19 protein-coding genes are annotated in these 21,683 nt (G+C 68.3%); 8 read left to right on the forward strand and 11 right to left on the reverse strand.

The features are described from left to right. The first annotated feature begins 278 nt into the window (after positions 1 to 278). On the forward strand, positions 279 to 2,090 hold the full coding sequence (locus B161_RS0105085; protein ID WP_018632293.1) for an extracellular solute-binding protein: 1,812 nt from the start codon (positions 279 to 281) through the stop codon (positions 2,088 to 2,090). A 64-nt stretch (positions 2,091 to 2,154) separates the two neighbouring features. Here the strand turns inward: B161_RS0105085 and B161_RS16795 are convergent, their stop codons facing one another. Then, a complete protein-coding gene (locus B161_RS16795; RefSeq protein WP_018632294.1) occupies positions 2,155 to 3,438 on the reverse strand; it encodes a TIGR01620 family protein in 1,284 nt (427 codons plus the stop codon). Positions 3,439 to 3,564: 126 nt separating this feature from the next. Between B161_RS16795 and B161_RS0105095 the strand changes: the two genes are divergently transcribed. From B161_RS0105095 to msrA, 3 genes are all read left to right on the forward strand, one after another. Further along, complete coding sequence (locus tag B161_RS0105095) at positions 3,565 to 4,521, forward strand: sulfite exporter TauE/SafE family protein (protein ID WP_018632295.1); 957 nt, start codon at positions 3,565 to 3,567, stop codon at positions 4,519 to 4,521. Beyond that, positions 4,518 to 5,321, forward strand: coding sequence for a TIGR02186 family protein (locus B161_RS0105100; protein WP_157755528.1), 804 nt, complete (start codon positions 4,518 to 4,520; stop codon positions 5,319 to 5,321). Before B161_RS0105095 ends, B161_RS0105100 begins: the two co-directional genes overlap by 4 nt. Positions 5,322 to 5,633: 312 nt before the next feature. Continuing rightward, complete coding sequence (gene msrA / locus B161_RS0105105) at positions 5,634 to 6,293, forward strand: peptide-methionine (S)-S-oxide reductase MsrA (protein WP_026310205.1); 660 nt, start codon at positions 5,634 to 5,636, stop codon at positions 6,291 to 6,293. 106 nt (positions 6,294 to 6,399) lie between these two features. Here msrA and lexA read toward each other — a convergent pair whose 3' ends face one another. The 4 genes from lexA to rsmD form a co-directional block, all read right to left on the reverse strand. Next, the gene (gene lexA / locus B161_RS0105110; protein ID WP_018632298.1) at positions 6,400 to 7,113 is read right to left on the reverse strand and encodes a transcriptional repressor LexA; all 714 of its coding nucleotides are present in this window, start codon (positions 7,111 to 7,113) and stop codon (positions 6,400 to 6,402) included. A gap of 279 nt (positions 7,114 to 7,392) precedes the next feature. Then, positions 7,393 to 8,613 (reverse strand): molybdopterin molybdotransferase MoeA, encoded by a 1,221-nt coding sequence (locus tag B161_RS0105115; RefSeq protein ID WP_018632299.1) that lies wholly within the window; start codon positions 8,611 to 8,613, stop codon positions 7,393 to 7,395. A 7-nt stretch (positions 8,614 to 8,620) separates the two neighbouring features. Next, positions 8,621 to 9,376, reverse strand: coding sequence for an SIMPL domain-containing protein (locus B161_RS0105120; RefSeq protein ID WP_018632300.1), 756 nt, complete (start codon positions 9,374 to 9,376; stop codon positions 8,621 to 8,623). Between the two features lie 10 nt (positions 9,377 to 9,386). After that, positions 9,387 to 9,980, reverse strand: a complete 594-nt coding sequence (gene rsmD, locus B161_RS0105125) for a 16S rRNA (guanine(966)-N(2))-methyltransferase RsmD (protein WP_018632301.1) — start codon at positions 9,978 to 9,980, stop codon at positions 9,387 to 9,389. Positions 9,981 to 10,097: 117 nt separating this feature from the next. Here rsmD and B161_RS0105130 point away from each other — a divergent pair, with 117 nt between their 5' ends. Both B161_RS0105130 and B161_RS0105135 read left to right on the forward strand, forming a co-directional pair. After that, positions 10,098 to 11,390 carry an O-acetylhomoserine aminocarboxypropyltransferase/cysteine synthase family protein gene (locus tag B161_RS0105130; protein ID WP_018632302.1) on the forward strand — a complete coding sequence of 431 codons (1,293 nt, stop codon included), beginning with the start codon at positions 10,098 to 10,100 and terminating at the stop codon, positions 11,388 to 11,390. Positions 11,391 to 11,392: 2 nt separating this feature from the next. Beyond that, a complete protein-coding gene (locus B161_RS0105135) occupies positions 11,393 to 12,454 on the forward strand; it encodes a CorA family divalent cation transporter (RefSeq protein WP_018632303.1) in 1,062 nt (353 codons plus the stop codon). Positions 12,455 to 12,652: 198 nt separating this feature from the next. On the opposite strand, the gene B161_RS0105140 is transcribed toward B161_RS0105135, so the two are convergent. Continuing rightward, the gene (locus B161_RS0105140) at positions 12,653 to 13,099 is read right to left on the reverse strand and encodes an Lrp/AsnC family transcriptional regulator (RefSeq protein WP_018632304.1); all 447 of its coding nucleotides are present in this window, start codon (positions 13,097 to 13,099) and stop codon (positions 12,653 to 12,655) included. Positions 13,100 to 13,259: 160 nt separating this feature from the next. On the opposite strand from B161_RS0105140, the gene B161_RS0105145 reads away from it, so the two are divergent. After that, positions 13,260 to 14,414 carry a type III PLP-dependent enzyme gene (locus tag B161_RS0105145; RefSeq protein ID WP_018632305.1) on the forward strand — a complete coding sequence of 385 codons (1,155 nt, stop codon included), beginning with the start codon at positions 13,260 to 13,262 and terminating at the stop codon, positions 14,412 to 14,414. A 55-nt stretch (positions 14,415 to 14,469) separates the two neighbouring features. Here the strand turns inward: B161_RS0105145 and B161_RS0105150 are convergent, their stop codons facing one another. Beyond that, on the reverse strand, positions 14,470 to 14,910 hold the full coding sequence (locus B161_RS0105150) for a hypothetical protein (protein ID WP_018632306.1): 441 nt from the start codon (positions 14,908 to 14,910) through the stop codon (positions 14,470 to 14,472). Positions 14,911 to 15,014: 104 nt separating this feature from the next. Between B161_RS0105150 and B161_RS0105155 the strand changes: the two genes are divergently transcribed. Continuing rightward, positions 15,015 to 15,674: a TetR/AcrR family transcriptional regulator gene (locus B161_RS0105155; RefSeq protein ID WP_018632307.1), complete on the forward strand. Its 660-nt coding sequence runs from the start codon at positions 15,015 to 15,017 to the stop codon at positions 15,672 to 15,674. Between the two features lie 20 nt (positions 15,675 to 15,694). Here B161_RS0105155 and B161_RS0105160 read toward each other — a convergent pair whose 3' ends face one another. The 4 genes from B161_RS0105160 to gpmI form a co-directional block, all read right to left on the reverse strand. Further along, the gene (locus tag B161_RS0105160) at positions 15,695 to 17,068 is read right to left on the reverse strand and encodes a S41 family peptidase (RefSeq protein WP_018632308.1); all 1,374 of its coding nucleotides are present in this window, start codon (positions 17,066 to 17,068) and stop codon (positions 15,695 to 15,697) included. 131 nt (positions 17,069 to 17,199) lie between these two features. After that, positions 17,200 to 18,576, reverse strand: a complete 1,377-nt coding sequence (locus B161_RS0105165; protein WP_040788920.1) for a S41 family peptidase — start codon at positions 18,574 to 18,576, stop codon at positions 17,200 to 17,202. Between the two features lie 8 nt (positions 18,577 to 18,584). Further along, complete coding sequence (locus tag B161_RS16800) at positions 18,585 to 19,988, reverse strand: murein hydrolase activator EnvC family protein (protein WP_018632310.1); 1,404 nt, start codon at positions 19,986 to 19,988, stop codon at positions 18,585 to 18,587. Next, positions 19,985 to 21,571, reverse strand: a complete 1,587-nt coding sequence (gpmI, locus tag B161_RS0105175; protein WP_018632311.1) for a 2,3-bisphosphoglycerate-independent phosphoglycerate mutase — start codon at positions 21,569 to 21,571, stop codon at positions 19,985 to 19,987. Before gpmI ends, B161_RS16800 begins: the two co-directional genes overlap by 4 nt. Between the last annotated feature and the right edge of the window lie 112 nt (positions 21,572 to 21,683).

Consider the following 21,683-nt stretch of genomic DNA (forward strand, 5'->3'; position numbering starts at 1 on the left):
GGCAAGAAACCTATCGAGCAGTGCATTCGTTTTACTTAATGTGGCGGCAGTTTGGCAAGGCTGAAATGCAAGGGGCATGAAGATTCAAGCCGATCAGCCCCTTGAACTGTCTCCTTCAAGCCGCATGAAGGGGCCTGTGAGGTCGGCGGCGCGGCGCTCGTCCGCCGAATTCTGAACGCATGAGGAGGAAGACCGCTATGGAATTCCCGTCGAAATCGACTCAGGCTCAGGGCTCCCGTATAGGGGGCGTGCTGCGCATTTGGGGTCAAGGATGTGAAATGAAGAGCCTTTTCAAAGCGGTGTCGCTTCTGTCCTGCGGACTCGCCTATCTGGCGAGCCCCGCTTTCCCGCAAGCCTCCGCGCAAGAGGCTCCCGTCCATGGACTCGCGATGCATGGCGCGCCCGCTCTGCCGCCCGAGGCGCCGCATTTGCCTTACGCCGATCCGGAAGCCGTCAAAGGCGGCTCCATCGTCTATGGTTTGACGGGAAGCTTCGACAGCGTTCAACCTTTCATCATCCGCGGCTCTTCGCCTTTTTGGGTGATCCGGGATCTCGCCTTCGAATCGCTTTTGACGCGCAATCACGATGAACCATTTACGCTGTATGGTTTGTTGGCGGAGAGCGTCGAGACCCCGGAAGATCGTTCATGGGCGCTCTTCACGATCCGCGAGGAGGCCCGTTTCAGCGACGGATCGCCCGTCACGCCGGAGGACGTGATCTTCTCCATGGAGGTTCTGCGCGATCAGGGCCGCCCGAATTACGGCTCCTCCTACCGCAAGGTCTCAAGCGTCGAGAAAGTCGGCGAGCGGGGGGTGAGGTTCGTCTTCGGCGAGGGCGACCGCGAGCTGCCTCTGATTCTGGGGCTCATGCCGATCCTCTCGAAAGCCGATTGGGAGGGGAAGGACTTCTCGGTCAGCACGATCCGTCCGGCTTTGGGCTCCGGGCCTTACGTGATCTCTCAGGTGGACCCCGGCGCCTCCCTGACCTTCCGCCGCAACCCCGATTACTGGGGGCGGGATCTGCCGATCAATCGCGGGCTGCATAATTTCGACGAGGTGAAATATCTCTATTTCCGCGATTCCAACGCGCTCTGGGAGGCCTTCACGAGCGGCCTCGTGACATTCCGCCATGAGCAGAGCGCCGAACGCTGGGCGCAGGGCTATGATTTCCCCGCCTTCCGCTCCGGCGCGGTCGAGCGCGGCGAGGTCGTCCATGGCCGTCCCACCGGCATGAGGGGCCTCGTCTTCAACACGCGACGTCCTTTGTTTCAGGATCGCCGCGTGCGCGAAGCCGTCTCGCTCGCGCTGGATTTCGAATGGCTGAACCGCACGCTCTATTACGGGGCCTATGCGCGGATTCAGAGCTATTTCGGCAATAGCGCGCTGGGCTGCGATTCCGGCCCCGCCGACGAAGCCGAGCGGGCTTTGCTCGCGCCTTATCTCGGGGAGTTGCCTGAGGGCGCGCTGGAGGCGGCCTGCGCGCAGCCGGTCTCCGACGGCTCGGGCCGCGACCGGACGCGGCTGCGTCGGGCGGCGGCCCTGCTGCGCGAGGCGGGATGGGTTTCGCAGGGGGGCGTGTTGAAGAACGCCGCCGGAGAGCCCTTCGCCTTTGAGATCCTCACCTCCGGCGTGGAGGAGGAGCGCGTGGCGGGGGCTTTCGCTCAGGCGCTGAAGAGCCTCGGGATTCAAATGCGCGCCCGCACCGTCGACGCCGCTCAGATGGCCGCCCGCAAAAACGACTATGATTACGACATGGTCTTTAATTTCTGGGCTTTGTCGCTCTCTCCGGGCAACGAGCAGACGCTCTACTGGGGCTCGGCGGGGCGCGAGATCCCCGGCACGCGCAATTACATGGGCGTCGCCAGCCCCGGCGTGGACGCTATGATCCAAGCTCTGCTGGAGGCCCGCGACCGCGCGCCCTTCGAAGCCGCCGCGCGGGCGCTCGACCGGCTGCTGACTGCGAATCAATATGTCGTGCCGCTCTGGTGGGAGCCCACCGACAAGCTGGCCTGGCGCAAAGGGATGCGCCGCCCGGAGAAAGATCCGCTTTACGGCTATCGGCCGGAAGTCTGGTGGAGCGAGGCGCCCTAAGCGTTTTCCAGCGAAGCCGAAAGGCTTCGCGTCGTGAAAACGCGACCACAAGACGCCTAAATCCTTAGGAAGCCGCGCCGTCTCCTCCGGAGCGGTCGGCGAGGCCCTTCAGCCCCTCGGCGGCGATCCCGCGCGCTGAGGGTTTGGACAAGACGTGGAAAGGCAGGGGCCGGCAAACCTCCATGGCCGCCACGCCGACGCGGGCGGTCAGGGCGCCGTTGAGCAGCCCCTCGCCGAAGCGCCGCGAAAGCTTGGCCACCGCTCCGCCGCCCAGAGCCGGGCCGATGAGGTCGTCGGCCAGAGCCACCGCTCCTGTGGCCGCCAGATGGGCCGCCACCTGCTTCATCAGCCGCCAGCCCCCGAGCCAGCCGCCGCGTCCGCCGTAGCTCTGGGCGATGCGGCGGATCATCCTGAGGTTGATGTAGAGGATCGCCATCGCGTCGAGGATTCCCGCCGGAATCAACGCCGTGGCCACGGCGGCGCTGCGCGCGCCCTCGGCGGCGGCCTGACGCGCCGAGGCGTCGGGGCCCGCGAGATAGCTCCGTTCCGCCAGAGCGATCAGGCCGGAGGCGTCGGGCTGGTCGCCTTTGAGCGCCTTGACCCGCTCGCGGGCCTCGGCGAGTTCGGGGCGGCCAGCAGCGAGGGCCTCCAGATCCTTCAGGGCGGCCTCGGCGGCGGGGCGGTCCTCATGGCGCAGCGCCCGGACCGCGAGGATCTGAGTCTCCTCCGCCTTCCTGAGCCGCGAGAGGGCCGCCAGCTCCCGCGCCGCCATGAGCAGCAGCGCCAGAACCGCCAGCCCCAGCAGGACCATGGCGGTCCTTCCGAGCCAGAGGTTGCGCGTCAGCAGCCCGGCGATGGTCTCATAAGCGGCCAGAGACAAGGCCAAAGTCAGGAATCCGCCGAAAGCCCACCAGAAGAGCCGGCTCAGCGCCGAGCCCCGGACCATGCGCGCCGCGCTGGCCGCCGCCGCCGCGGGTTCGGTCTGGGGCGTGAGGGAATCGGGCTGCGGGGCGTCCTGCGCGGAGAAGACCGGCGCCGGAGGGGCCTCCTCGCCTTTGAGCAGGAAGGGCGCCGGTTTGGCCGCAACCTCCGCGCGGGAGGAGGCGCGGGAGGAGGCCACGTCCCGGAAGACCTCGGGCGGCGGCTCGAAGCGCGGAGGAGGCTCGACCACGGGCGGCGGCGGAGCCGCAGGGGGCGGGGAGGGCGGCGCGGTCCGCCCGGCCGCCCGCTCGATGATCGGAGAGGCGGGGGGAGGAGGCGCCGGAGGCGGATCGACGGGGAAGATCTCCGGACGCCGCGCGCCGCGGTCGGAAGGGCCGTTCGGGTCGGAGGGAGGCGGGGGAGTCATGAACTTCGGCCTTGCTGCATATCCGGAATGCGGGATATGCCCCTCAGAGCCGCAGGGCGCAAGATCAGGGGTTCAGAGAACCCGTTTCGGCGGGGGGAGCCGGGAGGCGAGAGCGAGGAGGCGTCGATGGTCTCGATCTATCTGCCCATCGCGGAGACTTCCGTGGATCTCGGCCTGTTGCTGGGAATCGGCGGCGGGGTGGGCTTCATGTCGGGGCTTTTCGGCGTGGGCGGCGGATTTCTGCTGACGCCGCTGCTCATCTTCGCCAACGTGCCCCCCACCGTCGCCGTGGCCACGGGCGGCAATCATGTGGCGGGCTCCTCCTTTTCGGCTTTGCTGACTCATTGGCGGCGCGGCGGCGTGGATCCGCGCATGGGGACCGTGCTGCTGCTCGCGGGCGTGCTGGGCTCGGCGACGGGCGTGCGGATCTTCCGCTGGCTGGTCGAGACGGGTCAGGTGGATCTGGTGGTGGCGCTCTCCTATGTGACGCTGCTCGGAGTCGTCGGCGCGCTGATGCTGGCGGAATCGGCCCGCGACTGGCTCCGGCGAGGGGCGCCGCCTCCGCCGCCGGGACCGCCCTCGCGGCTGGAGAAATTCATCCGGCGTCTGCCCTTCAAACGACATTTCCCGCGCTCGGCTCTGACGATCAGTCTGATTCCGCCTGTGGTCATCGGCTTCGCGGTGGGGGTGCTTTCGGCGGTGATGGGCGTCGGCGGCGGCTTCGTGATGGTCCCGGCCATGCTCTACATCCTCAAGATGCCCGCGCGGGTGGTGGTCGGCACCTCGCTGATGCAGATCACGGTCGTCGCCGCCGCATCGACGCTCATGCACGCCTACGTCAATCAGACGGTGGACGTGGTGCTGGCTCTGGTGCTGCTGGTGGGCGGCGTGGTGGGGGCGCAGATCGGCGCGATCTTCGGCGCCAAGCTGCGGGCCGAGCGCTTTCAATTCCTGCTGGCGGCGCTGGTTCTGGTCACGGCGGGGCGGCTCGCCTACGACCTCGTGGCGCGGCCGGGGCCTGAAGATCTCTACGTCGTCCGCCATGAGGAGGGGTCGGGCGCATGGCGGAGGGGCGGAGGATGAGGCGCTGTCTCGCGGCGGCTTTGGGCGCGGCGCTTTGGGCCTCCGGCGCTCCGGCTCAGGAGGCGGCGGCTCCGCCGCGTCAGAAGCTGGAGGAGCGGTTGATCTCGGCGCTTTCGGACGAAGAGATCACCATTCAGACGCTCTACGCCGGATCTGAGCTTCTGGTCTTCGGCGCCGTGGAGCGCAACCGCTTCATCACCGAACGCGACGGCGAACTGGACATCGCCATCCGCATTCGCGGCCCGACCGAGCCTTTGGTGGTCTGGCGCAAGGAGCGGCGCTTTGGAATCTGGGTCAACGGCGAGCGCGCCCGCTTCCCCGACGCGCCGCGCTATTACGCCGTGGCCAGCACCCGGCCCCTCTCGGAGATGCTGTCGGCGGCTCAGAGGATGGGCGTGCAGCTCACCGATCTGGAGCCCGTCAAGCTGGTCGACGCGCGCGGCGAGCCCGCCGATCCTCAGAGCTTCCAGCGCGCCGCTCTGCGCTGGATGGAGCAGAGGCGGATCTATCGTCTGGAGCCCGAGGGCGTGAATCTGCGCGGCGAGACGCTCTTCAGCGCCCGCTTCGCTCTGCCGCCCAACATCGTCAGCGGCGAATACGACGTGCATATCGTCATGGCCCGCAACGGGCGCTATCTGGAGGCCTCGCGCCATCTGATGCCGGTGCGGCTTAGCGGCTTCGAGCAGGCTCTGGCGCGGGCGGCGCGCGAAAGGCCCTTGCTCTATGGGATCGGCTGCGTGTTGGCGGCCATCGCCATGGGCTGGACGGCCTCGGAGATCTTCCGGAGGATCCGGCGCTAGAGCGTTTTTCAGCGAAGCCGTTTCAGCTTCGCGTCGTGAAAACGCGACCAATAAGAAGCTGAGCGTCTCCCAGCGAAGCCGTTTCGGCTGCGCGTCGTGAAAAGGCGACCAATACAGCGGCGAGAGCCTTTGAAGGATCTCATCAGATCGGAAAACGCTCTCAATCGCGCGGCCAGCGGAACCCGGAGCTTCCCCGGAGGCCTTATGCGCTTTTCGCAGGCGCCATATTCGGCCTGCGGGCTTTCCTCCGGCGCGCGTCTCCCCCATATGGAGAATCCGCGCGCATCAGGGCGCCGGAGTTCGGAGATCTCAATGACTGGCGTTTTTTCGTCCCTCGCCGCGGCCGCGGCCGGGCGCGCGCCGGGCGGCCTGCCGGGCCGCGCCGAGCCGATCCCCACCGCGGAGCGTCATTTCGTCAACGGCGCGCCTTTGAAAGGGCCTTATCCGGAGGGCGCGCGCAGCGTGCTTCTGGGGCTGGGCTGCTTCTGGGGCGTGGAGCGGAAATTCTGGAATCTGCCGGGGGTTCTGGTCACGGCGGCGGGCTACGCCGGGGGCGCGACGCCCAATCCGACTTATAAAGAGGTTTGTTCGGGTCTGACCGGCCACGCCGAAGTGGTCAAGGTGGTCTATGATCCGCGCCTCCTGACGGACGAGGCTCTGCTCAAAGTCTTCTGGGAGAGCCACGACCCGACCCAGGGCATGCGCCAGGGCGCCGACGTGGGGTCGCAATATCGCTCCGCGATCTACGCCGAGGATCCGGCCTTCCTTGAAGCGGCGCATCGGACGCGCCAGAGCTATGAGGCGCGGCTGAAGGCGGCGGGCTATGGGCCGATCACCACCGAGATCGCCGGAGCCCGGCCTTTCTTCTTCGCCGAAGATTACCATCAGCAATATCTGGCGAAGAATCCGGAGGGCTATTGCGGCCTCAAGGGAACCGGCGTGGCCTGCCTCGCGGAGGCGACCGCCTCCTAAAGCGCCGTCCAGCGAAGCCGCTTCGGCTTCGCGCCCTGACGGGGCGTCTCTTCGGAAGCGGGCGGGGGCCATGGCCTCCGCCCGTTTCATTCGTTCGCGGCGCGCCTCAATAGGCCCGGAAGATCCCCGCGAGCTTGCCTTGGATGGCGACCTGTTCGGGGCGGTAGATCTGGGTTTCATAGGCGGGATTGGCGGGCTCCAGCGCGATGGAGCCGCTGCCCCGGCGCCGGAAGCGCTTCAGAGTCGCCTCCTCCTCGCCGACGAGGGCCACCACCACGTCGCCGGTCTCGGCGGTGTCGCTGGAGGAGATCAGCGCCACGTCGCCGTCGCGGATGCCCATGTCGATCATCGAATCGCCCTTCACCCGCAGCGCGTAATAGGGGCCGCCCTTGCGGACCATCACGGCGGGGAAGGCCAGATGCGCCTCGATGTTCGATTCGGCGAGAATCGGCACTCCCGCCGCCACGCGGCCGATCAGCGGCGCTTCGATCATCCCGGCGAGCGGAGCCCGCTCGGCGGGCTTGCGGCCCTCGACCACGCTCGGACGGAAGGCCGGAGCGGCGGCGGGCGCGGCGCTCGGCGCGGCGTATTTGTCGCGCTCCATGCGGTCGGGGCGCTTGAGCACCTCCAGAGCGCGGGCGCGATGCGGAAGACGGCGGATGAAGCCGCGCTCCTCCAGCGCCATGATCAGGCGGTGGATGCCTGATTTCGACTTCAGCGACAGCGCGACCTTCATTTCATCGAAGGAGGGCGAGATGCCCGTCTCCTGAATGCGCGCGTCGATGAAGACCAACAGCTGATACTGTTTGCGCGTGAGCATCCTCGTCTCCCGATCCGGCTGGGACGCGATCCGGCGAGGCGGGCGGCCGCCTTCAGGAGATTCGCGTCGTTTGTTGAACGGATCCGGCCATTCCTCCGACCGCGGAAGGATCGGCTGAGGCGCCGGATCAAGCGGCGTCTTCTTCCCATATTGTTCTATGAAAGTTCGGAAGTCTCGTCAAGACGTTCCCCGCATGTATCCGGCCCGTATCGGCGCCCTGATCGGCGCTTCCTCGGGCTTTCGCCGAAACCTATCCCAAAGCGCCTTGAGGGGCCGAATTCAGGACCAAGGCGCCTCCAAAGGCAGGATTTCGACCCATGCGCCCGCCTCGGCGGCGGGGGCGCGGGCCGCGCGGCGGATCAGAGCCTGAGCCTCCGTCAGAAGCCGGGCGCGGCTGCTGTCCTGATCGGCGAAGGGGCGGACGAGATCGCCTTCCGGGCCATGTCGGAGCGTGGCGCGCAGGTAATGCTCGCGGGGGCCGTTGGCGGGCAGGGCCTCCGCCAGACGCGCCGCGCGGAGCGCCCGCGCCGTCCCTTCGCCGCCCATCAGCCGCTCCAAAGCCGGACGCAGGAACAGCTCGCCGCAGACCTGCGCCGAGACCGGATTGCCCGGCAGGCCGAGAACCGCCAGACCTCCGAGCTGCGCCGCCGTCAGAGGCTTGCCGGGGCGCAGCGCCAGACGATGAAAGACCAGCTCCGCCCCCTCCGCCGCCAGAGCCGGGCGCAGATGGTCGTGGTCGCCCACCGAGGCGCCGCCGATGGTCACGAGCAGGTCGAACTCCTCCGCCGCTCCGCGCAGGATCGCGCGCAAGGCGTCGAGGTCGTCGGGGGCGATGGGCAGCAGCCGCGCCGCAGCCCCCGCCTGACGGGCCAGTCCTAAAAGCCCGTATTGCGCCGAGGCGACGACGCCGCCCGGTCCCGGATCGGCGCCGGGCGAAACCAATTCGTCGCCCATGGGCAGAATCCCCAAGCGCGGGGCGCGGCCCACCCAGACCTCCGGCAGATTCATCGAGGCCAGAAGGCCCAATTCGCGCGGGCCGATGCGGCGTCCGGCGGGAATGAGGATCTCGCCCGCGCGGAAGTCGCGCCCGGCGGCCCGGATGTTGGCGGCGGGGTCGAGGGAATCGAGCAGCCGGATCTCGTCGCCCTCGCGGGCGGCGTCCTCCTGCATGGCCACATGACCGGCGCCTTCAGGGAGCGCCGCGCCGGTGAAGATGCGGACCGCCTCGCCCGGCCCGAGCCTGCCGGCCCAAGGCCTGCCCGCCGCCGCCTCGCCGACCACCCTCAGGCGGGCGCCGGGTTTGGCCTCGTCGGCGCGCAGGGCGTAGCCGTCCATGGCCGAGGCGTCGAAAGGCGGCTGGGTCAGCCGCGCGGCGGCGTCCTCCGCGAGGATGCGGCCCAGAGCCGCCTCCAGAGGCAGGCGCTCGGGCGGCAGGGGCGGAACCAGAGCCCGCAGGCGATCCAAAGCTTCAGAGACGGGCAGCATCGGCCGGGACTCCATGGGCGGCTCAATCCTCCAGATAATAGCGCACGCGGGCGACCACGCGGATTTTCTTCTCGGGCTCGGCGCGTTCGGAATATTCGCCGCCGTCGCGGGCGAGGATCTGCACCACGCCTTGCTCAGCGCTGGCGATGGCGCCCAGACGCGAGCCGGAATCCTCGGCGAATTGCTGCGCGGAGGCGCGGGCGGCGCGGGTGGCCTCGGCGATCATCTCGGGCTTGACGGCGTTGACCTCGGTGAAGGCGTATTCCGGGGCGTCGCCGGAGCTGTAATCGCTGTCGCCGAGCCAGACGTCCTGATCCAGAAGCGCGCCCGTCTCGCCGGAGGCCTTGCGCAGGGCCGCGATCTGAGGGCTGCGCACCCGCCATGCGCCCACGGCGAAATAACGGGCGGTTTCGGTCCCGTCCTCTTGGACTCTGCGCTCGACGCGCAGGGCGGCGGGCTCAAGGGTCAATTCGGCTTCGGAGAAGCCCGCCTGCTTCAGAAAGGCCTCGACCGCCTTTTGCGCCTGAGCGTGATCGGCCAGAGCGACGGCGCGGCTTTCGCCTTCGCCGCGGAAGGAGAGCCGCCATGTCCCCATCGTCGCTTGGACGTCGCGCTCGGAGAGCCCCAGCACATAGACCGTGCGGCCCGCCTGACGCATCTTCACCAGCGAACTCCCGACGGCCCAGCCCGCGAAGGCCACGCCCGCCCCGATCAGCAATCCGCCTAAAACCGCGCTCCAGCCGCCGAAGCGCCGCGCGCCGATCCTCTCCGAATCCATGGCGTCCTCCTCAGGAGCCGGAGGCCTCGCCCGAAAAGCGGGCGATCACGATTCGGCTCTCTCCATAGGCGCGGTCATCAAGCCGCGAGAATTCGGGCGGGAGCAAGGCTTCTTCGTCGGCGGCGAACTCGACTGCGATCAGAGCCCCCGGCGCGAGCCAGCCCCCTTCCGCCGCCGCCTTCAGAGCCTTCGCCGCCAGACCCTTGCGGTAAGGCGGATCGGCGAAGACCAGATCGAAGGGCGTCTCGCGGCAAGGGCCGATGGTGGTGGCGTCGCGGCGGTAGATCTTGCTCTCGCCGATGGCCTGAAGCGCCTCGACGTTATCGCGGATCAGGCTGCGGGCGTAAGCGTCGTCCTCGACGAAAAGCGCCCGGATCGCGCCGCGCGACAAGGCTTCAAGCCCGAGCGCCCCCGTCCCGGCGAAGAGATCCAGCACGCGGCGGCCCTCGGGCAGGGCGGGGCCCTCTTCAGGTCCATATCCCCCATGCGCGAGGATGTTGAAAAGCGCCTCCCGCAGCCGGTCCGAAGTGGGGCGCGGCTGTTCGCGGCCCGCCTCGGGGCCTTTCAGAGATCTTCCGCGCCAACGTCCCGCCACGATCCGCATCAGCCGTCCTTTCGCGTCTCGCCGGATAAGGGAATCCGCCCGGCGCGGCTTGCGCCTGCGGCGGGGGCGTGGCATGTCCGACGAGCGCCGGGATGCGGCGAAAGATCACGGAGACCCATGATGAGCGACGCCACGCCCGGCCTGCATACTCTCGCCGTCCACGCCGGACTCGCGCCCGATCCGGCCACGGGCGCTTTGCAGACGCCCATCTATCAAACCACCTCCTTCGTCTTCAAGGACGCCGATCACGCCGCGCGGCTCTTCAACCTCGAAGAAGTCGGCTACATCTATTCGCGCCTGACCAATCCGACCGTTTCGGCGCTTCAGACCCGCCTCGCGGCTCTGGAGGGCGGCGCGGGCGCCGTGGCGACCTCCTCGGGCCACGCCGCGCAGCTTCTGGCGCTGTTTCCGCTGCTGGAGCCGGGCCTCAACTTCGTCGTCTCCAATAAGCTTTACGGCGGTTCGGCGAATCAATTCTCGCAGGCCTTCAAGCGCTTCGGCTGGGAGGCCCGCTTCGTCGATTTCGAGCAGCCCGGCGCCATCGAAGCCGCGCTCGACGATAAGAGCCGCGCCATCTTCTGCGAATCGCTGGCCAATCCGGGCGGCGTGGTCACCGACCTCAAGGCCGTGGCGAAGATCGCCGAGGCCCATCGGATCCCGCTGGTGGTGGATAACACTCTGGCGACGCCGGTCCTCTGCCGCCCCATCGAGCATGGCGCGACCATCGTCGTGCATTCGACCACCAAATTCATCACCGGCAACGGCACGACCATCGGCGGAATCGTGGTGGATTCCGGCAAATTCGACTGGGCCGGATCGGGCAAGTTCCCGGCGCTCTCGGAGCCCTCGCCCTCTTATCACGGGCTGACCTTCCACCCGACGCTCGGGGCCATGGCCTACACCTTCTACGGCATCGCCATCGGCCTGCGCGATCTCGGGGTCTCGCTCTCGCCGCAGAACGCCTTCCTGACGATGCTCGGCTCCGAGACCCTGCCTCTGCGCGTCGCGAAGCATTCCTCCAACGCTCTGGCCGTGGCCGAATGGCTGGAGAAGCGCCCCGAAGTCGAATGGGTCTCCTACGCCGGGCTGGAATCCTCGCCCTATCGCGCGCGCTCAGAGGAATATCTCAAGGGCTCGGGCGGCTCGGTCTTCACCTTCGGGCTGAAGGGCGGATATGAGGCGGGCAAGAAATTCGTCAATTCGCTGAAGCTCTTCAGCCTCGTGGCCAATCTGGGCGATTCCCGCTCTCTGGTGGCGCATCCGGCTTCGACCACCCATCGCCAGATGACCCCCGAGGCCCGCGCCGCCGCCGGCGCCGGGGATGAAGTGATCCGCCTCTCCATCGGCCTTGAGGACGTCGCCGACGTCTTCGCCGATCTGGAGCAGGCCCTGAAGGCCGCGACGGCCTGAAGATGGGCGAAAAAGAGGGCGCGAGCGGGGGGGCGATCGGGGGCGAATCGCCGCTCGCCCGGCTGGCGGCCGGAGATCCGCCCGTGATCGACCACGGGCTTCTCGCCGCCTGGCGCTTCGACGCCGAAGGCCGGGCGCGGCGTCTGAACTGGGGGGCGGAGCTGAAAGAGGCTCCGGCGCCCGGCGAGGGCTGGGTCTGGGTCCATCTGCGGCTGAAGTCGCCGAGGGCGCGGGATTGGCTGATGGAATCCGCGGGCCTGCCCGAGGCGGCCATGTGGGCCATGCTGGAGGAGGACGTGGCGCCGCGCGTCTCGCGCTTCGACGAGGGCACGCTGATCGTCCTGCGGGCGGTGAACCTCAATCCCGGCTCCGAGCCTGAGGATATGGTCTCCATGCGCCTCTTCGTCACGCCGACCCGGGCGGTCAGCGTGGTGACGCAGCGCATCTGGGCGGTGGGCGGCGTCATCAATGATTGCGAGGGCGGACGCGGACCCGCCACGGTCGGGGATTTCGTCGTGCGGCTGGTCGAGGATCTGCGCGCCAACGCCGAGCCGGTGCTCGACGATCTCGAAAGCGACATCGAGGCCTTCGAGCTGGACATCCTCGCGGGGCGCGATCCGCGCCCGGCCCGCCATCACGCGACCTTCAACGACGCCCGTCAGGACATGATCATCCTGCGGCGTCATTTCGCGCCTCAGGCGGAGGCTCTGCGCAAGCTGATCCAGCAGCCGCCGGAATGGCTCACCGATCCCGAGGCCATCCGCGAGGAGGCGGTGGGATTCCAGCGCATCGTCGAGGATCTCGACGCTTTGCGCGAAAGGGCCTCCCTCGTCCGCGACGACATGTATATGCGGCTCAACGAGCGGCAGAACCGCACGATCCTGCTTCTGTCGCTGGTTTCGGCGGTGTTTCTGCCGATCACCTTCGTGACGGGGCTGCTCGGCGCCAACGTCGGGGGGATTCCGCTGGCGGGGAGCCGCTGGGGCTTCTGGATCATCTGCGGGATGATCGTCGCGCTGGTCGGGCTGGAGGTCTGGCTGATCAAAAGGCTGAAGCTGCTTTAGAGCGTTCAAACGCTCTAACTTCCTTCATGGTCGCGTTTTCACGGCGCGAAGCCTTTTCGGCTTCTCTGGAAAACGTTCTGGTTTCTTGGTCGCGTTTTCACGACGCGAAGCCTTTCGGCTTCTCTGGAAAACATTCTGGTTTCATGGTCGCGTTTTCACGACGCGAAGCCTTTCGGCTTCGCTGGAAAACGCTCCGGATCACCGCCTGTCCAGCTTGGTCGAGAGCAGGATGACCGATTCGGTGTCCTGCACGCCCTCCACGTCGGCGAGCCGGTCCAGCACGCGGTCGAGCGCCGCCGCCCCCGGAGCCGCCACCCGCGCCAGAAGATCATAGCGTCCGCTGGCGGCGTAAAGCGCCTCCGTCTCGGGCAGAGCCTTCAGAGCCGCCGCCACCGAGGCGTAGGCGCGGGGCTCGGCCGCCACGAGGACCACCGCCCGCAGCATCCCGCGCTCCGCCGCCTCGCCGAGCCGCACCCCATAGCCTTGGATGACGCCCGTGTCCTCCAGACGGCTGAGCCGCGTCTGAGCCGTGGTCCGCGCCACCCCCAGACGCCGCGCGATCTCGGCGATGGGCGTGCGGGCGTTCTCGCGCAGGATGGCCAGAAGCTCCCGGTCTTTGGCGCTGATCTCCACATCTTCCGGCATAGGTTCCTCATATAGGCGATCCGACGAAAACCGACGTCTGATCTTATGAAGATTCCGTCCTAGCGCGCAATGCGCTGATCGATTCGCACAGAAGCTTTGGGCATATTTTGCGCGTCAGGCTCGCAGCGGCCTTCGCTCTCAGGTTTCGGGAACGCCACGGATGTTTCAGGCTCCTTTCGTCTATGACGCCCCCGCGCAATTCGCCGTCTCGGCGCAGCCCGAGGCCCCCGTCTTCTGCCTGTCGCATGGCGTGCTGGCGGCCACCGCCGCGCGGTTCCTCGAAGGCTTCCCCGGCCTGACCACCTACGCCGTGAAGGCCAATCCGGAGCCCGCCGTGGTGCGCGCTCTGCTCCATGCGGGCGTGACGGCTTTCGACGTCGCTTCGCCGGAGGAGATCCGTCTCGTGCGCGCCTTCGCGCCGGAGGCCCCGCTGCATTACCACAACCCGGTCAAGAGCCGCGCCGAGATCCGCTTCGCGCTCTCGGAGGGCGTGCGCGTCTTCGCCGCCGATTGCCCGCAGGAGCTGGCCAAGATCCTTGAAGAGGCGCGCGGCCTTGTCGGCGAGCTTGAGCTTTCGGTGCGCTTCCGTCTGCCCATCGCGGGGGCGGCCTATGATTTCGGCTCGAAATTCGGCGCCGATCCCGAGCAGGCCGTCGAGCTGCTGCGCGCCGTGGCGGCGGTGGGGGCTCTGCCGAGCCTGACCTTCCACCCCGGTTCGCAATGCCTCGTCGCGACGGCCCACGCCGCCTATATCCGCAAAGCCGCCGAGATCGCCCGCGAGGCGGGCGTGAGCCTGCATCGTCTGAACGTGGGCGGCGGCTTTCCGGTCTCCTATGGCGAGCCGGGCGAAGTCGCGCCGCTGGAGGCCTATTTCGCCTCCATCCGCGCGGCCGCTCAGGAGGCTTTCGGCGCGGCGGTTCCGCCGCTGGTCTGCGAGCCGGGCCGCGCCATGGTCGCCGAGGCCTGCGCGCTGGTGACCCGCGTGAAGCTGGTGCGCGGCGAGACGGTCTTCCTCAACGACGGCGTTTACGGCGGGCTCGCCGAGGCGCCGATCCTCAAGATCCTGCCGCGTCGCCGGGTGATCTCGGCGGAGGGCGTCGAGCGCTCCGGCGCGCCGCAGCCCTTCACCGTCTTCGGCCCGACCTGCGATTCGCTCGACCGGATGCCGGGGGCGCCTCTGCTGCCTGCGGACGTCGAAGAGGGCGATTTCGTGATCTTCGAGGGCTTGGGCGCTTACGGCTCGGCCACCACCACCCGCTTCAACGGCTATGAGGCTGCGGGCTACGCGCTGGTCTCGACCGCCGCCGCCCGCTGAAGCCCCCGCTTCGCGCAAAAAAAGCCCGGCCCTCCGAAAGGAGGGCCGGGTTTTCTCATTTCACGACGATCGGGACCAAAGCCGTGACCGGGCGGCCCTCCAAGAGGACCGGCTGATGATGGTCGTCGGCGAGCAGCACCCCGATCACATGCGGGCCTTTGGGCTCGGCGCAGGCACCGAGATTGGCTTTGATGAGATCGCCGCCGAAGTCGCTGTTCATGCTGTTATAGGACCGCCCCGGCAGATTGCAGGAATCTCCGTCGGGGTCGATCCTCATATGGACATGGCCGCAGCGGGCGTCCTCGCCGCAGGAGCCCGCAGGCATGAGGCGGAAATTGCTCCGCACGACCACGCCCACGACGCCTAAAGGATCGGAGCCGATTTCGACGGTCGAGCCGGCGGGCGGCCAAACGACTTCCAGAATGGGCGGCTCTTCGGCCTGAGCGGGCGCGGCGGCGGTCAGAGCGAGGAGCAGAAGCGGGAGCAGGCGCGGCATAAGAGGTTCCTCCGGGAATCATGTAATCAATGATTACATTATCTCGCCTCCCTCCGGCAAGCGCCTCTTGCGCGGCGGCGCCCGAACAGGCGATATGCGCGGCCATGACTTCAAAGACCCATGCGGAGGACGCCCCGCCAAGGCGCTATCATCACGGCGATCTCGCCGAGGCGCTGGTCGCGGCGGCGGTGGAGATCATCGAGGAGAAGGGCGTCGAGCAATTGTCGATGCGAGAGGCCGCGCGGCGGGCGGGAGTCTCGCCGGGGGCGCCTTTCCGGCATTTCCGCTCAAAAACGGCCTTGCTCACCGCTCTGGCGGAGCAGGCGGGGGGGCGGCTGACGGAGGCCGTCGCGGCGGCTCTGGCCGAAGCGGGAGAGGCGGATCCGCTCGCGGCCTTCGAGGCCATCGGCGTGGGCTATCTGCGCTGGGCGCTGAAGAATCCGACGCATTTCCAGATCGTCAGTTCGCGCGCTCTGGTGGATTTCGAAGGCTCGGAGATTCTGCGCGGCCAGAACGCCGCCATTCGTCGCCGCATGGTCGGATTGCTGGAGGCGGCGCGGCGTCAGGGGCGGCTGGCCGAGGATCTGAAGCTCGAAGAGGCGATGCTCTCCGCTCGGGCGCTGGTCTATGGGCTGGCGCGCATGGCCGCGGACGGGCATTTGCCGGAATGGTCGCCCGCCGCCCCGATGGAGACGGCGGGCCCCGAAGAGCGGTTGCGGGGGGCCTTGCGGCTGTTCATGGGGGCGCTGGCCCCTAAAGGATGAGCGGGGGAATGAGCAGGGGCTCAGCGTCCGCCGCCCTGCTCCTGAAACAGATGATAGATCGACAGCCCATGCACGAGGTCCACCGCATAGGCGAGCTGGTGATCCTCCTCGCGGAGCTTCTGAGCCTCCTCGCGGCGCTTGCGCTCCTCCTCGACGCGGGCCTTGGCCGCGTCTTCGTCTTCGCCGTTGTCGTTGCGCAAAGAGCCGCGCAGGCCAGCCTCAGAACGCGCATGGGCGGCCGAGGCCGGAGCGGCGGGGGGCTCGACGGCCTCCTCGCCGATGAGGATGTCCGGCTCGATGCCGAGCGCCTGAATCGAGCGGCCCGAAGGCGTGTAATAGCGCGCCGTGGTCAGGCGCAGGGCGCCGTAGCCCGGCAGAGGCATGATGGTTTGGACCGAGCCCTTGCCGTAAGTCTTCTCGCCGACGATCACCGCCCGGCGATGATCCTGCAAGGCCCCCGCCACGATCTCCGAGGCTGAGGCGGAGCCGCCGTTGACCAGCACCACCAGAGGCAGGCCGCCGGTGATGTCGCCGGGATGGGCGTTGTAGCGGTCGGCCATGCGCGGATCGCGGCCGCGGGTCGAGACGATTTCGCCCTGTTCGAGGAAGGCGTCGGAGACCTCCACCGCCTGACTCAGCAGACCGCCCGGATTGCCGCGCAGATCCAGAACGAAGCCGCGCAGCTTCTCGCCGAGCTGCTCCTGAAGGGCGATCACCCCGGTCTGGAGATTTTCAAAGGTCTGTTCGGTGAAGCCGCTCATTTGCAGATACCCGACGTCGCCCTTGGCGGACCAGCGCACGGCTTTGATGCGGATCACGTCGCGCACGATCTCCACGTCGAAGATCCGGTCTTCGGCCTCGCCGCTTTCGGAGGCGGGGCGTTTGATCGTCAGAATGATCTTGGAGCGCACCGGCCCGCGCATCCGCGCCACGGAATCGTCCAGCGAGACGCCTTCGAGGGAATCGCCGTCGATATGGGTGATGAGGTCGCCGCTTTTGAGTCCGGCGCGTTCGGCGGGGGTGTCCTCGATGGGCGAGGTGACGCGCACCACGCCCTTCTCCATGCCGACGTTCAGCCCAAGCCCGCCGAATTCGCCGCGGATCTGGGTCTGGGCGTCGGTGAAGTCCTTGGCGCCCATGTAGCTCGAATGGGGATCCAGCGAATAGGCCATCCAGTTCAGCGCGGCCTCGACGGTCTCCTGTTCGTCGATGGGCTCGACGTAATGGGCGCGGGCCAGATCGAAGACCTCGCCGACGAGCTGAAGCTGATCGTAAACCGCGTCCTGCTCCGCCGCCGCCTTGAGTCCGGCGGGCGGAACGCCCTCCGCCGAGCTGGGCGAAGAGAAATGCGCGCTCAGGGCGAAGCCGGCGACGGCCCCGAAAAGGGCGGCCATAAGGGGAGCTTTGGTCTGAGCTTTGGTCACGGGGAGCGCCTTTCAGGGAGCGGTCGAAGCTGGCGCGGGGCCTCCGCGCGGGGAATGGACTCCGCCCCGCCGGAGGACCGGCGGGGCGGGTGGGAGAAAGCTTACTCGGCGGCTTGTTTGAAATCTCGGTAAACCGCGAGCCCGTGGAGCAGATCCACCGCATAGGAGAGCTGATAATCCTCCTCGCGGAGCTTGGCGGCGGCTTCGCGGGCCTCATGCTCGGCCTTGATCCGCGCGCGCTCCTCCTCGGTGAGATCCTTGTTCGCGAGGGAGTTGCGCAGGCTGGATTCCGAGCGCGAAGCGGCGGTCGCGGCTTCGGGGGTCTGGATCTTCAGATTGCCGACCACGATGTCCGGCTCGATGCCGAGGCCCTGAATCGAGCGGCCCGAAGGCGTGTAGTAGCGCGCCGTGGTCAGGCGGATGGCGCCGCGCGCCGCCAGAGGCATGATCGTCTGCACGGAGCCCTTGCCGAAGGTCTTCTGACCCACGACGACGCCGCGCCGGTGATCCTGAAGCGCGCCCGCCACGATCTCCGCCGCCGAGGCCGAGGAGCCGTTGACCAGCACCACGATGGGCAGGCCGCCGGTCAGATCGCCCGGCTGAGCGTTGTAGCGGTCGGCGTCGCGGGGCTCGCGGCCGCGGGTGGAGACGATTTCGCCGCGCTCAAGGAAGGCGTCGGAGACCGCCACGGCCTGACTCAGCAAACCGCCCGGATTATTGCGCAGATCCAGCACGTAGCCGCGCAGCTTATCCTCGCCGATCTCCTCCTTCAGCGCCTTGATCCCGGCTTCGAGATTGTCATAGGTCTGTTCGCTGAAGCGGGTCATGCGCAGATAGCCGATGTCGCCTTTGGCCTCCCAGCGCACGGCCCGCACGCGGATCACGTCGCGCTCGAGCTCAAGGTCGAAGGTCTCCGGCGAGGCGGCGGAGACGTCGTCCTCGGAGGGCGCGCGGTAGATGCTCAGGGTGACCTTGGACTTGATCGGGCCGCGCATCTTCTCGACCGCTTGGTTCAGCGTCAGCCCGTCGACGGATTCGCCGTCGATATGGGTGATGACGTCGCGGCCCTGAATTCCGGCGCGGGCGGCGGGAGTCTCGTCGATGGGCGACACGACGGTCAGGATGCCGTTCTCCATCGTGACCTCCATGCCGAGGCCGCCGAATTCGCCGCGGGTTTCGGTCTGCATGTCCTTATAGGCCTCGGGCGGCATATAGCCCGAATGCGGATCCAGAGAGGCGAGCATGCCGTTGATCGCGGCTTCGAGAACCTTCTGATCGTCGATGGGCTCGACGTAATCCTTGCGCATGCGCTCGAAGACGTCGCCGAAGAGGTTCAGATAATCATAGGTGTCGGAGGCCGGCGCCGCAGGCTGGACGGCGGCCGCGGTCTCCTGGGCGACGCTCGGGGCGATGAAGGGGGCGCCGAACCCAAGGCCCACGGCGAGGCCGAGCACGGCGGCCATTGCGGTTTTATTCATCACGAGAGTCACCTTTCGTTGAGATCGCCGAACCAGGGGGAGGGATCGGCGATGGCGTCGCCGCGGCGAAGTTCGAGATAGAAGCCGGCCAGAGTCCGGCCTTCGTGGGGCGCGGAGAGGCGGCCGAGGCTTTCGCCCGCCGCCAGCTGCACGCCTTTGCGTCCGAGAATCTTGGGGTCGAGGTCGCCGAGCCCGGCGAGCAGAACGTGATGGTCGCGGTCCACGCGCAGCATCACCACGTTGGAGAGATTCTTCATCGGGCCTGCGAACTCCACCACGCCCGCGAAGGGCGCGTAGACCAGAGAGCCCGCTTCGGCCTCGAAATGCAGGCCGTCGCTGCGATGTCCGTTGGAGAGGCGGTCCCCGTAGCGCGCCATGAGCCGCGCGCCCATGACCGGCGTGCGGGCGCGCTGGGCGCCGAGATTCTGCGGCGGCGCCTCGTAGATCTGGCGGACCGTCTCGCGCGGCGGAGAGGCGTAAGCCGTTTCGACCGCTGGTCCCGCCAGAGGCGCGGGGCCGGGCGGAGGCGGCGAAAAGCCGAGCCCGAGATCCGCGCCCAAACCTGAACCCGAACCGGGCGCGGGCTCCGCGGAGGGCAGGCGGCGGGGATTCCCCGAAGGCTGCGGCGCCAGAGCCATGGCCGCCTGAGCCTGCGCCATGGCCGCGCGCTGGGCGGCGGCCTGAGCCTCGGCCAGAGCGGCGGCTTGAATGCGGGCCTGCTCCTGAGCGGCCTGAGCCATGGCGGCCTGAAGATCCGCCGCGCGGCGGTTCAGATCCTCGGATTCCTGACGGAGCTTTTCGGCCCGTTCTCCGGCGAGGGCGCCCCGGCCCCGGCTTTCGCGCAGGGCCTCCTTGAGCGCGCCGTCCTCCAGACGCACGGCCTCGATGCGCTCCAGAGCCTCGGCGCGGGCGGCTTGGGTCTCGCGGCGGAGGGCGCCGATCTCGCCGATTTCGTCGCGCATCTGGCGGGCGTCGCGCTCCAGAGCCTCGGCGAGGCCCGAGAGCGCCGAAGCCGCCCGCGCGGCCTGCGCCGGGCGGTCGCTATAGGCGGCGAGGGCGGGGGCGGGCGCCTTGGCGAGGCTGATCATCGCGCCGAAGGCGGCGGCGTGCTCGGCCTTGCGGCGATGCAATTGGTCCTCCGCCTCATATTGGCGGCGGGTGAGGTCGGTCAGGCGCTCGCGGGCGTCCTCGGCGGAATCCTGAGAAGCGCGGAGCGCCGCCTCCAGAGCGTCGATGCGCGCTTGATCGGCGAGGGCCTGTCCGGCGGCGGCCTCGGCCTCGGCGGCGAGCTGCGCGGCCTGCGCGGCCTGAGCCTGAGCCTGAGCCGCCAGATCGGCGGGAGTCGTCTGGGCTCCGGCGAAGGCGGGCCAGAGCAGAAAGGGCAAAGCGAGGGCGGAGGTCAGGCGGGTCATGGCGCCTCCTTCCCCGGGCGGATCAGCAGCGAACGCCCGGTCATGGCGGCGGGCTGATCGAGGCCCAGCATGTCGAGCAGGGTCGGGGCCACGTCGCCCAAGCGGCCGCCCGGCGCGAGCTTCGCGCCGCCCAGCCGATCCGCGCCCAGCAGGATCACGGGGACTTCGTTCAGGGTGTGGGCGGTGTGGGGCTCGCCGGTCTCGGGATCGGTCATCACCTCGGCGTTGCCGTGGTCGGCCACCACGAGCATCGCGCCCCCGACCTCCCCGATGGCCGCGACGGCCTCGCCAAGCTCATGATCCACCGCTTCGCAAGCCGCCATGGCCGCCGCGAGGATCCCGGTATGGCCCACCATGTCGGGATTGGCGAAATTCACCACGATCAGATCCTGCTCGCCCGAACGAATGGCAGAGGCCAGAGCCGCGCCCACCTCGGGCGCCGACATCTCCGGCTGAAGATCGTAAGTCCGCACTTTGGGGCTCGGGGCCATGAACCGCGTCTCGCCCGGATAGGGGCTTTCCACCCCGCCGTTGAAGAAGAAGGTCACATGGGGATATTTCTCGGTCTCGGCAAGGCGGAGCTGCGTCAGCCCGAGCTTCGAAATCGTCTCGCCGAGGCCCTCCGCGATGGATTGCGGCGGGAAGATCGCCGACATAAAGGCGTCGTGGGCGGAGGAATAGGAGACCATCCCGCAGAGATCCGCGAAGGCGGGCGCGGGGCGCTCGAAGGCGGCGAATTCCGGATCCGCCAAAGCCGACAGGATCTCGCGCGCGCGGTCGGAGCGGAAATTCGCCATGAGCAGGCCGTCGCCCGCCTTCGCGCCGAGATAATCGCCGATGACCGAAGGCGCGACGAATTCGTCGGTTTCGCCGCGGGCGTAAGCGGCCTCCACGGCCTCGCGGGCCGAGCCGAAGCGCTGGCCCTCGCCGCGGGCGACGGCGGCGTAAGCGAGAGACACGCGCTCCCAGCGTTTGTCTCTGTCCATGGCGTAGAAGCGGCCCGAGACGGTGGCGATCCGCGCGCCCGAGCCTTTCAGCTTGGCCTCGAAATCCGCCAGATAGCCCAGAGCGCTCGAAGGCGGCGTGTCGCGTCCGTCGAGGAAGACGTGGACGAGGACCGGAATCCCCTCCGCGCCGAGGATCTGCGCTAAAGCCGCCATATGGTCTTGATGGGCGTGGACGCCGCCCGGCGACATCAGCCCGAGGAGATGGCTCGCGCCGCCCGAAGCCTTGAGCGCCGCGATATGGCGCTTCAGGGCGGGGGCCTGCGCGAGGGTTCCCTCGCGGATGGCCTTGTCGATGCGCGGCAGATCCATCCAGACCACGCGTCCGGCGCCGAGATTGGTGTGGCCCACCTCGGAATTGCCCATCTGGCCGTCGGGCAAGCCGACGTCCTCCCCGGAGGCGCGCAAGGTCGCATGCGGGCAAGAGGCCATGAGGGAGTCGTAAGCGGGGGTCTCGGCCAGCGCCACGGCGTTGGCCTCCAGCCGGGGGCTGAGGCCCCAGCCGTCGAGGATGCAAAGCACGACCGGCCTGATCTGCGGGCGCGCCGGGGCGGAGTTGGTCGAAGTCATGGAGGCCATTTCGGATGCGAACGCCGGAAACCCGCGCAGAGTAAGGCGTTCCCCGCCCGACGTCCAGCATGGCGGCGTCGAGGTTAACGCCATGTGAATGAGAAGACGCATAGGGCGTGAA

This window comes from Neomegalonema perideroedes DSM 15528 (assembly GCF_000374145.1).
GTDB lineage: Bacteria > Pseudomonadota > Alphaproteobacteria > Rhodobacterales > Rhodobacteraceae > Neomegalonema > Neomegalonema perideroedes.